The organism is Mycobacterium sp. (assembly GCF_035314665.1).
GTDB lineage: Bacteria > Actinomycetota > Actinomycetes > Mycobacteriales > Mycobacteriaceae > Mycobacterium.
In genome coordinates, this window is sequence record NZ_DATFZD010000118.1 from 1 (window position 1) to 13,683 (window position 13,683).

Below are 13,683 nucleotides of genomic sequence, written 5' to 3' on the forward strand. Positions count from 1 at the left end.
CCCATCGGGTCGTGCATGGTCGCCGCCCGGGTGGCTGACCACGGCATCGACCCCAACGCGATCGGTGGCGAACTGTGGACGCGCCGCGGCGTCGAAGAGTCGCTGTGTTACGCGGGCGCGAACCTGATTCCGCTGCGCGGCCGACTCGGCGACATGTATGCGTTCGCCGACGCGGCGATGACCGCGTCGCGGCGGTGTTCGTCATTGGTCGGCCGGGCCGAGTTGGTGATGCCGATGTGGCAGCGGCTCGAGCCGGCCTGGGGCCCGGCCCGCGACGTGCGTGAGCACCAGCCGCTGATGTCGCTGAACACGATGCCGAACTGTGACATCGATCCCGACGTGCGCCAGGTGCGGCCCGACGAGATCGACACCTACCTGGTGGCCGCGGTCGACATGTTCATCGGCGAGGTCGGTGTCGACCCGCGGCTCGGCGACGGCGGACGCGGCTACCGGCGCCGGGTCGCCAGCCTGATCGCGCTCGGTCGAGCGTGGGCCCGTTTCGAGGACGGCGAGGTGGTTTTCAAGGCCGAAGTCGGGTCCCAATCGCCGGCGGTCAGCCAGATCCAAGGGGTCTGGGTGCATCCCAAGCGGCGCGGCCGAGGTCTGGGCACCGGTGGGACCGCGACGCTGGCCGCGGTGATCGTGGGCACCGGGCGCATCGCGAGCTTGTACGTGAATGACTTCAACACGGTCGCCCGGGCCACGTACGAACGCGTCGGCTTCGCCGAAGTCGGCTCCTTCGCGACGGTCCTGCTGGACTGAACCGACCCCTCGTTGCGCGACACATAAACCTCGGCGACGACACGCCGGTCAACGGCGCAATGGCTTAACTTTCCGACGCGCAGCCTGGTTGTGCCATCTCGGCCATCGCATAACAATGCAATCTCGGTGCGCCTCCGCCGGTCCCGGGCCACGGTTCCATAACATCAGCCTCAATGGCAACAAAAACCACACTGGCAACAGGCGCGAGCTTTTCTTTGGCGGCGCTTCTCGCGATGGCCTCGGTGTCGGCCTGCACTCCTCGTCCGGAGGGCCCGGCGCCGGCGGCCGAGCGGTTCTTCGCCGCGTTGTCCACCGGCGACACGGCGGCGGCCGCCGAGCTCAGCGATGCTCCCAGCGACGCGCGCGAAGCGCTCAACGCGGCGTGGGCCGGGCTGCAGGCCAGCCACCTGGACACTCAGGTTCTCGGCTCTAAGTACACCGAGGACATTGGCACGGTGAACTACCGCTATACCTGGCATCTGCCGAAGAATCGGACCTGGACCTACGACGGTCGGCTGAAAATGGCCCGCTACGAAGGCCATTGGCAGGTCCAATGGAACACCACCGACTTGCATCCACGCCTTGGCGAGCATCAGACCTTCGCGCTGCGGGCCGACCCGCCGAGACGCGCCGCGGTCAACGAAGTCGGCGGTACCGACGTGCTGGCTCCCGGCTACCTGTACCACTACACGCTGGACGCCTCGAAGGCCGGCGCCTATCTGATCACGACGGCCCACGCGGTGGTCGATGCGCTGCACCCGTTCGACGACACGCTCAACGACCCGCAGCGCCTGGCCGAGCAGGCCAGCTCGCTGGGTAAACCGATGGACTTGATCACGCTGCGCATCGACGACAACAACAGGATCGCGCCCGCGATCGGCCAGTTGCCCGGCGTGGTGATCACCCCGCAGGCCGAGCTGCTGCCGACCGACTACCACTTCGCCCCGGCCCTGATGAGTCAGGTGAAGAAGGCCGTGATCGACGAACTCGACGGCCAGGCGGGCTGGCGGGTGGTCAGCGTCAACCAGAACGACGTCGACGTCGCGGTGCTGCACGAGGTGGAGCCGTCGCCGGCCGCGTCGGTGTCGATCAGCCTGGATCGGGCCGTGCAGAACGCCGCTCAGCACGCAGTGGACAACCAGAGCCGCCAGGCGATGATCGTGGTGATCAAGCCCTCGACCGGCGAGATCCTCGCCGTCGCGCAGAACGCCGCCGCCGACGCCCTCGGTCCCGTCGCCACCACCGGCCTATACCCGCCGGGGTCGACGTTCAAGATGGTCACCGCGGGCGCGGCGCTCGAGCGCGACTTGGCAAGCCCGAATACACTTTTGGGCTGTCCGGGAAAGATCGACATCGGGCATCGCACCATCCCTAACTACGGCGGGTTCGATCTGGGTACGGTGCCGATGTCGCGGGCCTTCGCCAGTTCGTGCAACACCACGTTCGCCGAATTGGCCAGCAAGATGCCGCCACGCGGTTTGAACCAAGAGGCGAGCCAGTACGGCATCGGGCTGGACTACCAGGTCGACGGCGTCAGCACCGTCACCGGTTCGGTGCCGCCGACGGTCGATCTGGCCGAGCGCACCGAGGATGGCTTCGGTCAGGGCAAGGTGCTGGCCTCCCCGTTCGGCATGGCGCTGGTCGCGGCCACGGTGGCCGCTGGGAAGACGCCCGTGCCGAAGCTGATCGAGGGACGGACGACGGCGATCACCGGTGACACCACACCGATCAGCGAGAAGGTGATCGACAGCCTGCGCCCGATGATGCGGCTAGTGGTGACCAACGGCACCGGCAAGGACATCGCCGGCGCCGGCGCGGTGTTCGGGAAGACCGGTGAAGCCGAGTTTCCCGGCGGATCGCATTCCTGGTTCGCCGGGTACCGCGGTGATTTGGCCTTCGCCTCGCTAATCGTCGGGGGCGGCAGTTCGGAGTACGCGGTGCGGATGACCAAGTTCATGTTCGACTGCCTGCCGGCCGACTACTTGGCCTGAGGCGTTCAGAAAGTCGCTCTGCGACAAGGACTTAGACAGCCAGTCGCCCGGCCGCGCGCGTTGCAGCGGCCGGGCGACTGGATTCTGATGATCGAGCTGACAGCCTACCCCTCAGAGGTTGTCGAACTTTCCCCGACCGGCCGGTCAAGGCAGGATCGGCCACCTCATCAGCGAAGCGGATTACGCAGTTCTGAGATCGGATATGAAGACCGATCTGACCGGCGGGACCATGCGGTCCCGCCAGTCAGACGGTTCCCCCCGTCAGCGACCGGGCCCCCGTGCCCCCACCCGGACGCTGAGATTATTTAGAAACCGAACTCAGGCGAGCCCAACAGAAGCTCGACAACCGGGGTTAGCAAAAAGTCCAGGCCGGTCGGGTCCAGCACGAAGAAATCCAGCTCGGTGCCGAGGGTAACCAAGGCTGGACTCGGGTACCAGGTACGCGTTGTCGGGCAGGGTGCCCGTGATTCCGGGTGTGATTTGTTCTGAATATGCGGTGGGGTCGATCGAATTGATCAGGTCCTCGATGGAATGACCGTCTTCTGACTCGAACGACGCGGCGGCCGTGTCAAAGCTTAACGCGTCACCCGAGTTCTGGTCGTACAGCTCAGTATCAAGGGTCAAGTTATCCGTCGCCTGACCGCTGAACAGGTTGGGGTCCGTTCCGTCGCCGCCGAACAGGATCGAATATCCCTCGGCATCGGACGGAAGACTAACAATGTCAGAGTCAGCGTGGGCCATGCCCATGCCGAACATTGCCGCGGCCATCGCGCCGCCTGCGGCGGTGGCCAAAGTGAACGGGGTACGACGCCCACGTCCGGTAGAATCACTGCGACTCATGTGCGAGCCTCCAATCTCGGTATCTCTCGGTGTGGATTGTGGGGTTGCCGCCCCACAGCCGTTGGCTCGTACATGAGTCCTTTGCCCCCACTGATTGAGCCTTCGACGGGGGAAGCATATATCACGATGCGGCGTTAGTTAAGCATTTCTCTAATAAAAATCTCAGCCGAAGTTGCGTCGCTCCTAAGTCTGCTCTTAGGCGCCGTTCGACGCTTCAAGATCGGTACGGCGAGTACGCCAATGGCACGTCATCGGATGCCGCCCGACATCGCCCGGCGGCCACATTGGGAGCATCGTAGCAGCTCGGTGGCGTCAAGCCAGCCTCATACAAGCCGAACGGGCAGCGCCTGGCCGACGCCGCCACCGCTGTCCACTATCTGGATATCAAGGCCAGGAAACCGGATTTAGCTCCGGCTGTTCGAACAATTTGTAGGAGAAATTGCCTGGCCGCCTGAGTGCGCCGATAACGCTGTTTTGCGATCAAAACAAGATCATTTATCGGGTGTTTCGCTAAAACAGGGACTTTCTCCATTCCACGCGTTAATGCATTCCAGTTCAAATTCATTAGTGTTTTCGTACATAAAGTATGAAAAGGCTCCCGTAGCTGCCCCATGCGTTCAGGTCGTCGAACCGGAGCCTGTGCATCAGGTGGCGGTAGATTGGAAGCGCCATGACGCGCCCTGACGAACTGACCGAGCTGCGGGTATCCGATGCCGACCGCAACGGCACGCTGCGCCGACTGCACAATGCGGTCGCGCTCGGGCTGATCGACATCGGTGAGTTCGAGGAACGCTCCTCGCACGTGTCCTACGCCCGCACCCGCAACGAACTGGACCGCCTCGTCGGTGACCTGCCCGGGCCGGGAGCGATCGTCACGTCTGCGGCCGACCGAGTGGAGTTGCGCGGCTGGGTCGGGTCGCTCAAGCGGCACGGCGAGTGGACCGTACCGAGCCGGCTGGCGCTGGTGCGCCGGATGGGCTCCGTCGAGCTGGACCTGGTCAAGGCGCGATTCGCTGGGCCGGTCGTCGTCATCGAGCTCGACATGAGGTTTGGATCTGTCGAGATTCGATTGCCCGACGGCGCCAGCGCGTCGATCGACGACGTCCAGGTCTTCGGCGGCAGCGCCAGCGACCGCCGGAAAGACGCACCCGCCGAGGGCACCCCGCATGTGGTGTTGACCGGTCGGGTGGTGTGCGGATCGGTCAAGGTCAAAGGACCACGCCGGTCGTTGCTGCCTCGGCGGCGTGTTTGACCCGGCGCAGACAGATACGCTGGTCGGTATGCCTGTTCGTCCCGTTCGTTCTGAGCTGATTGCTGGCGCAGTCTCGCCGACACTGCCGGTGCCCAAGTCGATCCCGCGCCCGGAGTACGTCGGCAAGTCGACGGCGCGGGAGGGCACTGAGCCGTGGGTGCAAACGCCCGAAGTGATCGAGAAGATGCGGGTGGCCGGCCGGATTGCGGCCGGCGCGCTCGCCGAAGCGGGCAAGTCGGTCGCGCCCGGCGTGACGACCGACGCATTGGACCGCGTCGCGCACGACTACATGGTCGATCACGGCGCCTACCCATCGACGCTCGGCTACAAGAATTTCCCCAAATCGTGCTGCACGTCGCTGAACGAAGTCATCTGCCACGGCATCCCGGACTCGACGGTGATCGAAGACGGCGACATCGTCAATATCGACGTGACCGCCTACATCGACGGCGTGCACGGTGACACCAACGCCACGTTCCTGGCCGGCGACGTCTCCGAGGAGCACCGGCTGCTCGTCGAGCGCACCCACGAGGCGACGATGCGGGCGATCAAGGCCGTCAAGCCGGGCCGCGCGCTGTCGGTGGTCGGCCGCGTCATCGAATCTTACGCAAACCGGTTCGGCTACAACGTCGTTCGCGACTTCACCGGTCACGGCATCGGTACGACCTTTCACAACGGACTGGTCGTACTGCACTACGACCAGCCGTCCGTCACCACGATCCTCGAGCCCGGGATGACGTTTACCATCGAACCGATGATCAACCTCGGCGCACTGGACTACGAGATCTGGGACGACGGCTGGACCGTGGTCACCAAAGACCGCAAATGGACCGCGCAATTCGAGCACACGTTGCTGGTCACCGAGTCCGGCGTGGACATCCTCACCCTGCCGTGACCGCGGCGCCCAAGCCGTGAGCGGTGCGCTGCTGGTCGCCGGCACCACCTCCGACGCGGGAAAGTCGGTGGTGGTCGCCGGACTCTGCCGGCTGTTGGCGCGCAAGGGCATCCGGGTCGCGCCGTTCAAAGCGCAGAACATGTCGAACAATTCCGCGGTCACCATCGAAGGCGGGGAGATCGGCCGGGCCCAGGCGATGCAGGCTCGCGCCGCAGGTCTGGCGCCCAGCGTGCGGTTCAACCCGATTCTGCTCAAACCCGGCAGCGATACGACCTCGCAACTGGTGATCCGGGGACAGGCCACCGACGCGGTCACCGCGACCGAGTACTGGTCGCACCGCAACCGGTTACTCAGTGTTGTGCTTGACGAATTGTCACAACTGCGAGCCGAATTCGACGCGGTGATTTGCGAGGGCGCCGGATCACCGGCCGAAATCAATTTGCGCGCAACGGACTTGGTTAATATGGGCCTCGCCCGCGCCGCAAACCTGCCGGTGATTCTGGTCGGCGACATCGACCGCGGCGGGTTGCTGGCGCATCTGTTCGGGACGGTCGCGGTGCTCGAACCCGACGACCAGGCGTTGGTTGCCGGCTTCATCGTGAACAAGTTCCGCGGTGACGTCGCGCTGCTGGAGCCGGGATTGCAGCAGCTCGCCGAGTTGACCGGCCGCCCGACCTACGGGGTCCTGCCGTACTGCGACGAGCTTTGGCTCGACGCCGAGGACTCCGTCTCGGTGCTGGCCCACCGCGTCATCGGCAGACCGCAGCCACCGCACGGCTCGGAGTGGCTGCGGGTCGCGGTGCCGCGGCTGCCGCGGATCTCCAACTCCACCGATATCGAAGCGCTGGCCTGCGAACCCGGCGTGCTGGTCCGGTGGGTCAGCCAACCCGACGACCTGGTGGATGCCGACGTGGTCGTGCTGCCCGGCACGAAGGCCACCGTCGCCGACCTGGGCTGGCTGCGTGAGCGTGGGTTGGACCAGGCCATCCTCACGCACGCCACGTCGGGCCGCCCGGTGCTAGGCATCTGCGGCGGCTTCCAGATGTTGTGCCGCTCGATCGACGACCCGGTAGAAAGCCGGTCGGGCCGAGTCGATGCGATGGGGATGCTGGACGCCGACATCGTGTTCGCGCCCGACAAGGTGCTGCGCCGGTGGCAGGGTTCCCTCGATGGCTACGAGATCCACCAGGGGCGGTTGGCCCGCTGCGCGGAGGACGCGTGGTTCGAGGTGGACGGATACCCGCAGGGGTATCGGCGCGGCCAGGTCTTCGGGACGCACTGGCACGGCCTGTTGGACAACGACGACTTCCGCCGGCGTTGGTTGACCGACGCCGCGGCAGCAGCAGGCCGGGACGGTTTTGTGGTTGCTGATGACGTTGATGTTTCCGCGCGGCGGGATGGCCAACTGGATGTGATGGCCGATCTGTTGGACGCCTGCCTCGACGTCGATGCAGTCATCGCGCTACTGGACAGTGGCCCGCCGTTGCGTCCGACCGTCGTTACCGCCGTGCATTGACAACGTTGTTAGTCGCTCCAAAACAGCCGCTAAACAAGGCTTTTCGCGACGACCGTTCCTTATTGTGGCTATGGTCGTCGCAAGAGCGACCGCCAGTTCTATGTTGCGAGAACGTTTCCAACTGAAACTGTGTTAACGAACTACACGAAAACGGCCCGCGCGCGGGCCAATTGAATGTAACTTGCATTAGTGCTCTCGACGATGATGACAACCGTCGACGGGTTTCCCATCCAGGTCAGCGACACGGGTCCGGAGAAGGGCTCCGTCGTCGTGTTGTTGGGCGCCGCGCAGCGTGCGCCCGCCGCGTACGACGCGGTGTGTGAGCGCCTGCACACCGCATCACTGCGGACGATCGTCGTCGGCCCGGACCCACGACTGACACCCAAATCAGTCGTAGGCATTCTCGACTCGCTGGACATCAATTGGGGCGTGTTGGTCGGCGACCGTGTCGGCGGCGAGCTGGCCTGGGAACTCGCGGCGACCCGGCTGGACCGATTCACGGGTCTGATAGCCATCGACCGCGGGCATCCACGGGTCGCCGATGCCACCGGGGTGATCCGCGACGACCACTGTCCACCGGTCGAGATCAACACAACCGCGCTGGTCAGCACGCCGGCCGCGCAGGCAGTGGCCCGCGCCAGCCAGCGATTCGTTTACGGCGACTACCGCGTCGTGGAGTTGCTCGCACGGCGCAACGCCCACGAGTCGACCGCCCAACTGGCCGCCGAGATCGTCCTGCGTACCAGCACCTGGTGACGGAGAACCAGCGCGCCGGCGGCACTGGCGGCCATGCGCATTTGTCGCTGGAGGACCTTGAGCGACTCGCCGCCGCCGGCGATGTCGACACCGTGATCGTCGCGTTCACCGACATGCAGGGCCGGCTGATGGGCAAGCGGGTCTCCGCGCGGTTTTTCGTCGACGAGGTGGCCGAACACGGCGCCGAGTGCTGCAACTACCTGTTCGCCGTCGATGTCGACATGACGACAGTCGGCGGCTACGAGATGGCGGGCTGGCACACCGGGTACGGCGACATGGCGACGCTGCCCGACCTGACGACGCTTCGGCTGATCCCGTGGCTGCCCGGCACGGCGCTGGTGCTGGCCGATTTGGCTTGGCACGACGGCAGCCCGATCGAGCCGGCGCCGCGTCGCGTCTTGCGCGGCCAGCTTGACCGGCTGAATCAACGCGGGCTGCGCGCCTATGTCGCGACCGAACTCGAATTCATGGTTTTCGACGACACGTATCGCCAAGCGTGGGCCAACGGCTATCGCGGCCTGACCCCGGCCAGCGACTACAACCTGGACTACGCGATTATGGCCTCCAGCCGGATGGAGCCGCTGCTGCGCGAGATTCGGCAGCACATGCGGGGTGCGGGTCTGCGCTGGGAGGCCTCTAAGGGCGAGTGCAACATGGGGCAGCAGGAGATCGGGTTCGGCTACGACGAGGCGCTGGTCACCTGTGACAACCATAGTATTTACAAGAACGGGGCTAAAGAAATCGCCGACCAGCACGGCAAGGCTTTGACGTTCATGGCGAAATACGATGAGCGCGAAGGCAACAGCTGCCACATTCACATGTCGCTTCGCTCGCTGGATGGTTCCGCGGTGCTGGCCGACGAAGAGCAGCCGCTCGGCATGTCGCGAACATTTCGCAGCTTTGTCGCCGGCCAGTTGGCCACACTGCGAGAGCTGACCATGCTTTACGCGCCGAACATCAACTCCTACAAGCGGTTTGCCGATCGCAGCTTCGCGCCTACCGTGGTGGCGTGGGGATTGGACAATCGGACTTGTCCGCTGCGTATCGTGGGTCGCGGCGACAGCATGCGGGTGGAATGCCGGGTGCCCGGCGGCGACGTCAACCAATACCTGGCGGTGGCGGCGCTGATCGCCGGTGGGCTGCATGGTATCGAGCACGGCCTGTCGTTGCCGGAGCCGTATGCGGGCAACGCGTATCAAATCGCCCAGGGCGACGCCGAACGGCTGCCCGGCACGCTGGCCGAGGCTACGACGCTGTTCGGCGCGTCAGCCGTCGCTTTGGAGGCATTCGGGAAGGACGTTGTGAGCCACTACGTCAACAACGCGCGGGTCGAGATCGACGCGTTCAACGCGGCGGTCACCGACTGGGAGAGGGTGCGCGGTTTTGAGCGCTTTTGATCCGGCGACGACGCGGGCCGGAACGGCCCGAGGAGGAGGCGGGCAATCAAGCCCGCGACCACCGGTAATCGGCTTGACGACGTACCTGAATCAAGCTCAGATGGGCGTCTGGGATGTTCGCGCCAGCTTTCTTCCCGCCGTCTACTTCCACGGCATCACCGCCGTCGGCGGGGTGGCCGTGCTGCTGCCGCCGCAGCCGGTGAATCCCGCCATCGCCGAGCGGGTGCTCGACGGTCTGGACGGGCTGCTGATCACCGGCGGCAAGGACGTCGACCCCGGCGCCTACGGCCAGCAGCCGCATCCGGAGACCGACCAGCCCGGCCGCCAGCGGGACGCCTGGGAGTTCAGGCTGCTGGACGCGGCGCTGGGGCGCAAGCTGCCGGTGCTGGGCATCTGCCGCGGCGCGCAGGTGCTCAACGTCGCGCTCGGCGGAACACTGCACCAGCACCTGCCGGACGTCATCGGGCATAGCGGGCATCGGGCCGGTAACGCGGTGTTCAACACGTTGCCGATCCGCACGGTGCCGGGTACCCGGCTGGCCGCGCTGGTCGGTGAGTCCGTCGATGCAAAGTGTTATCACCATCAGGCCGTCGCCGAATTGGCCAGGGGCCTGGTCGTCAGCGCGTGGGATGCCGATGGTGTGATCGAGGCGCTGGAGTTGCCCGGAGACGGCTTCGTGGTCGCCGTGCAGTGGCATCCAGAGGAGAGTCTGGAGGACCTGCGGTTGTTCTCGGCGATCGTGGAGGCAGCACGGTCATATGCGAGCGGACGGGTGAGCTGAATGGCCGTGCCGGCGACGATGCGGAGCGAAGCGACGAGGAGGAGCGGCGCTGAATGGCCGTGGATCTGAGCCGGCGGCTGGCCGGCAAGATCGCCGTTGTCACCGGCGGCGGCGGTGGTATTGGCTTGGCTACGGCGCGGCGGCTGCACGCTGAGGGAGCCACGGTCGTCATCGGCGACATCGACGAGCGGACGGGCAGGGCGGCCGCCGATGAATTGGGCGGTCTGTATGTGCCGGTAGATGTTGCCGACGAAGCCTCGGTCAACACCCTTTTCGACACCGTGGAGAGCAGCTACGGATCGGTGGACATCGCGATCAACAACGCCGGCATTTCGCCCCCGGATGACGATCTGATCGAGAACACCGAGCTGCCGGCGTGGCAGCGGGTGCAGGACGTCAACTTGAAATCGGTCTACCTGTGCTGCCGTGCGGCGCTGCGGCACATGGCTCCCGCAGGCCACGGGTCGATCGTCAACATCGCCTCGTTCGTTGCGGTGATGGGATCGGCCACCTCGCAGATCTCCTACACGGCGTCCAAGGGCGGTGTGTTGGCGATGTCGCGGGAGCTCGGCGTGCAGTTCGCCCGGCAGGGCATCCGCGTCAACGCGCTATGCCCCGGGCCGGTGAATACCCCACTGCTGCAAGACCTTTTCGCCAAGGATCCCGAGCGCGCGGCCCGGCGGCTGGTGCACGTGCCGATGGGCCGGTTCGGTGAAGCCGACGAAGTCGCCGCAGCCGTGGCCTTTTTGGCCAGCGACGACGCCTCGTTCATCACCGCGGCGACGTTCTTGGTCGACGGCGGTATCAGCGCCGCTTACACCACCCCGCTGTAACGCCGGCGGTTACCCGGCTGCCGGTGACTGCGTCATCACCGTCGGACGGAACCCGTACTTGGGAGTGTTGCCGCTGAAGGAGTTTGCGGCGGCGTTGGCACCCGGCATTCCCGGCATTCCTGGCACCGGGGGAGGAGCGCTCAGGGGGGCGACCGCATTCCAGCTCGGCGGCACCGCCAGCGCTCCGATCGCCGCGCCCTGGCCCATGACCGCTGACATGTCGCCGCCCAGTCCGCCCGCCAGCGCTCCGACCGCCGCACCCTGGCCCATGGCCGCCGACATGTCGCCGCCCAGTCCGCCGATTCCCGCGATCGGGCCCGCCAGCGCACCGCCGAGCCCGTCGGCCGCAGCCCCGGCCGCGTTCCCCGCCGCAGCACCGGCGGCGTCCCCGGCCGCGTTCCCTGCCGCAGCACCGGCGGCGTCGCCTGCCGCATCCCCGGCCGCGGCCGCTGCCCCTTCGGCGCCCCCGCCATTCCCTAGCCCGGCGAGATCCGTCATTGTGCCCAACCAGTTGCCAGGCATGTAAAAGCCCGACGAGAAAATGCTGTTCCAGAAACCGTCGTTCAGCCCCAAGCCACTCGAGCTGAACAGGTCGTTGAAGACCGCCGACAGGCCCGTTCCGGACCCGTTCCCAGTCACCAAGTCGAGGAGGTTCATGAACCCCGACTCCGATCCTGACGACGTCGACGACGCGGGCGCAGCGAGCCCCTGCAGTGCAGCGGGCATGGCCGTCATCACTTGCGACAGCGTGCCCTGCGTTCCCGCACCAGTGGCCTGACCGACCGCGGTGGCGGCCTGCGCAGCCGTCCCGGTCGCCGTGGTGGTCGCCGGCGGGGCGGTGAACGGCGTCAATGCCGATGCGGTCGCGGACGATCCGGCGTAGCCATACATCGCCGCGGCGTCCCGCGCCCACATCTCCGCGTAGTGGGTTTCGGTGGCCGCGATCGCCGGGGTGTTCTGGCCGAGGATGTTGGTTGAAATCAGCGACGCCAACAGCGTTCGGTTGGTGACGATCACCGGCGGGGGGACCGTCAAACCGAACGCGGATTCGTAGGCGCCGGCCGCCGCTTTGGCCTGCCCTGCCGCCTGTTCAGCTTGTGCGGCGGTGGCACTCATCCACGACACGTAAGGCGCGGCGGCGGCAGCCATCGACGCCGATGCGGTACCTCGCCACGGAGCATTGGTGAGGTTGGCGATCACAGACCCGTAATTGCTCGCTGCCGAATACATCTCGACAGCCAGGTCGTCCCAAGACGCCGCGGCGGCCATCATGGGCGCGGAACCCGGGCCGGTGTACATCAGCCCAGAGTTGATTTCCGGTGGAAGCGCTGCGAAATCCATTGCTCACTCCTCAGCTTGCCGCGACCGCGTTGGCCGCTTCGGTGGTGGCATAAGAGTGGGCACTGGCCGCCAGAATCGTCACGAACATCTGGTGCATCGCGGTGGCTTGCGCGCTCACCGTCTGATACATCTGCGCGTGTGTGGCGAATTGCATTGCGGTCAAGGCGGAAACCTCGTCGGCGGCCGCTGGTATTAGCCCGGTGGTCGGGGCAAGCGCAGCTGCGTTCCGAGCGCTCACCGCCGAGCCGATCGTTTGCAGGTTCGCCGCCGCGGCGGACAGCATTTCCGGTACGATGTTGACGAATGACATTGGACTTCTCCTTCGGAAAACACGACCGGCCCCCGCGCGGGCATGCTTGAATCAACCTGGTGCAGGCTGATTTTGGGCAGCAGGCACCGCACCCGGGACCGGATGGAAAGTTACGGTCATCGGTTTTGGACGGTGGCCCGGCCAGATTCGGGCAGCAGACCACCCAGCTCTGTCCAGACGTGGGCAGCGCTATAAAGGTGTTAATTCAAAAGCGACTTCGGTGCGGTGGGGATCGCGGCCTGGCCTGAGGCCAAGCCGACTTCTTGACGCGTTTTAGCCGACGCGTTCGGGCTGCACCGTCCACTTCTCCTCGATGTGCGCGTAGCGCCAGATCAACATGGCACCAACCCATGTCACCACGAACAGGCCGACAATCAGAAAACCGATCGCGTTGAGGTCGATGCCGCCCAGCCAGCTCCAGAACCCGCCGCTCCAACCGACCTGTTCGGCGAGCAGTCCGAGCAATTCCACGCTGCCGATGAGCACCGCGACCACGACCGAGAGCCCGGTAATGGTGATGTTGTAGTAGACCTTTCGCACCGGGTTGGAAAACGCCCAACCGTAGGCGAAATTCATGAACGAGCCGTCGATGGTGTCCAGCACGCACATGCCGGCGGTGAACAACACCGGCAGGCACAAGATGGCATACCAGGGCAGGCCGGCCGCCGCGCTGGTGCCGGCAAGCACGAGCAACGCGACCTCGGTGGCGGTGTCGAAACCCAGGCCGAACAACAAACCCACCGGATACATGTGCCAGGACGCGGTAACCGATCTGGTGAAGCGGCCCAAAACCCGGTTGAGCAATCCGCGGTTGTTGAGCTGTTCTTCGAACTCGTCCTCGTCGAACTCGCCGCGGCGCATCCGCGCGAACACCCGCAGAATGCCGACCAGGATCACCACATTGATGGCGGCGATCAAACACAAGAAGACGCCGGAGACGCTGGTGCCGATCAAGCTGGTGTAGTGATGCAAGGCCGAAGAGTCTTGCTCGACCGGCCCGATGATTACC

Annotated in this window: 13 protein-coding genes; 9 read left to right on the plus strand and 4 right to left on the minus strand. The window is 65.6% G+C overall.

The annotated features are described in order from the left end of the window. Together VKI00_RS08640 and VKI00_RS08645 are read left to right on the plus strand one after the other, a co-directional pair. On the plus strand, window positions 1-762 hold a 762-nt coding region (locus tag VKI00_RS08640), incomplete at its 5' end, for a GNAT family N-acetyltransferase (RefSeq protein ID WP_324436745.1). A 173-nt stretch (window positions 763-935) separates the two neighbouring features. Then, window positions 936-2,753, plus strand: a complete 1,818-nt coding sequence (locus tag VKI00_RS08645; protein WP_324436747.1) for a penicillin-binding transpeptidase domain-containing protein — start codon at window positions 936-938, stop codon at window positions 2,751-2,753. 318 nt (window positions 2,754-3,071) lie between these two features. Here VKI00_RS08645 and VKI00_RS08650 read toward each other — a convergent pair whose 3' ends face one another. Beyond that, a complete protein-coding gene (locus VKI00_RS08650; RefSeq protein WP_324436749.1) occupies window positions 3,072-3,545 on the minus strand; it encodes a hypothetical protein in 474 nt (157 codons plus the stop codon). Window positions 3,546-4,263: 718 nt separating this feature from the next. Here VKI00_RS08650 and VKI00_RS08655 point away from each other — a divergent pair. The 7 genes from VKI00_RS08655 to VKI00_RS08685 all read left to right on the plus strand — a co-directional run bounded on the left by VKI00_RS08655 (window position 4,264) and on the right by VKI00_RS08685 (window position 11,023). Continuing rightward, window positions 4,264-4,845 (plus strand): DUF1707 SHOCT-like domain-containing protein, encoded by a 582-nt coding sequence (locus tag VKI00_RS08655; protein ID WP_324436751.1) that lies wholly within the window; start codon window positions 4,264-4,266, stop codon window positions 4,843-4,845. A 28-nt stretch (window positions 4,846-4,873) separates the two neighbouring features. After that, window positions 4,874-5,740, plus strand: coding sequence for a type I methionyl aminopeptidase (gene map / locus VKI00_RS08660; RefSeq protein ID WP_324436752.1), 867 nt, complete (start codon window positions 4,874-4,876; stop codon window positions 5,738-5,740). Window positions 5,741-5,756: 16 nt separating this feature from the next. Beyond that, window positions 5,757-7,256, plus strand: coding sequence for a cobyric acid synthase (locus VKI00_RS08665; protein ID WP_324436754.1), 1,500 nt, complete (start codon window positions 5,757-5,759; stop codon window positions 7,254-7,256). Window positions 7,257-7,460: 204 nt separating this feature from the next. Further along, on the plus strand, window positions 7,461-8,012 hold the full coding sequence (locus tag VKI00_RS08670; RefSeq protein WP_324436755.1) for an alpha/beta hydrolase: 552 nt from the start codon (window positions 7,461-7,463) through the stop codon (window positions 8,010-8,012). Between the two features lie 41 nt (window positions 8,013-8,053). Then, entirely contained in the window at window positions 8,054-9,409 is a 1,356-nt protein-coding gene (locus tag VKI00_RS08675; protein WP_324436763.1) for a glutamine synthetase family protein, read from the plus strand. Then, on the plus strand, window positions 9,396-10,190 hold the full coding sequence (locus VKI00_RS08680) for a gamma-glutamyl-gamma-aminobutyrate hydrolase family protein (RefSeq protein ID WP_414687154.1): 795 nt from the start codon (window positions 9,396-9,398) through the stop codon (window positions 10,188-10,190). Before VKI00_RS08675 ends, VKI00_RS08680 begins: the two co-directional genes overlap by 14 nt. Before the next feature lie 53 nt (window positions 10,191-10,243). After that, window positions 10,244-11,023: a 3-oxoacyl-ACP reductase gene (locus VKI00_RS08685; protein ID WP_324436757.1), complete on the plus strand. Its 780-nt coding sequence runs from the start codon at window positions 10,244-10,246 to the stop codon at window positions 11,021-11,023. Window positions 11,024-11,032: 9 nt separating this feature from the next. Here VKI00_RS08685 and VKI00_RS08690 read toward each other — a convergent pair whose 3' ends face one another. The 3 genes from VKI00_RS08690 to VKI00_RS08700 form a co-directional block, all read right to left on the minus strand. Beyond that, window positions 11,033-12,364 carry a PPE family protein gene (locus VKI00_RS08690; protein ID WP_324436759.1) on the minus strand — a complete coding sequence of 444 codons (1,332 nt, stop codon included), beginning with the start codon at window positions 12,362-12,364 and terminating at the stop codon, window positions 11,033-11,035. A gap of 10 nt (window positions 12,365-12,374) precedes the next feature. Beyond that, the gene (locus VKI00_RS08695; RefSeq protein WP_324436760.1) at window positions 12,375-12,674 is read right to left on the minus strand and encodes a PE family protein; all 300 of its coding nucleotides are present in this window, start codon (window positions 12,672-12,674) and stop codon (window positions 12,375-12,377) included. Between the two features lie 273 nt (window positions 12,675-12,947). After that, the coding region (locus VKI00_RS08700; protein ID WP_324436762.1) for a HoxN/HupN/NixA family nickel/cobalt transporter at window positions 12,948-13,683 on the minus strand (736 nt) is incomplete at its 5' end.

Coding starts and splice junctions, on each gene's coding strand:
- VKI00_RS08685 (WP_324436757.1), top strand. CDS start 10,244: ATGGCCGTGGATCTGAGCCGGCGGCTGGCCGGCAAGATCGCCGTTGTC.
- VKI00_RS08695 (WP_324436760.1), bottom strand. CDS start 12,674: ATGTCATTCGTCAACATCGTACCGGAAATGCTGTCCGCCGCGGCGGCG.
- VKI00_RS08655 (WP_324436751.1), top strand. CDS start 4,264: ATGACGCGCCCTGACGAACTGACCGAGCTGCGGGTATCCGATGCCGAC.
- VKI00_RS08645 (WP_324436747.1), top strand. CDS start 936: ATGGCAACAAAAACCACACTGGCAACAGGCGCGAGCTTTTCTTTGGCG.
- VKI00_RS08670 (WP_324436755.1), top strand. CDS start 7,461: ATGACAACCGTCGACGGGTTTCCCATCCAGGTCAGCGACACGGGTCCG.
- VKI00_RS08690 (WP_324436759.1), bottom strand. CDS start 12,364: ATGGATTTCGCAGCGCTTCCACCGGAAATCAACTCTGGGCTGATGTAC.
- map (WP_324436752.1), top strand. CDS start 4,874: ATGCCTGTTCGTCCCGTTCGTTCTGAGCTGATTGCTGGCGCAGTCTCG.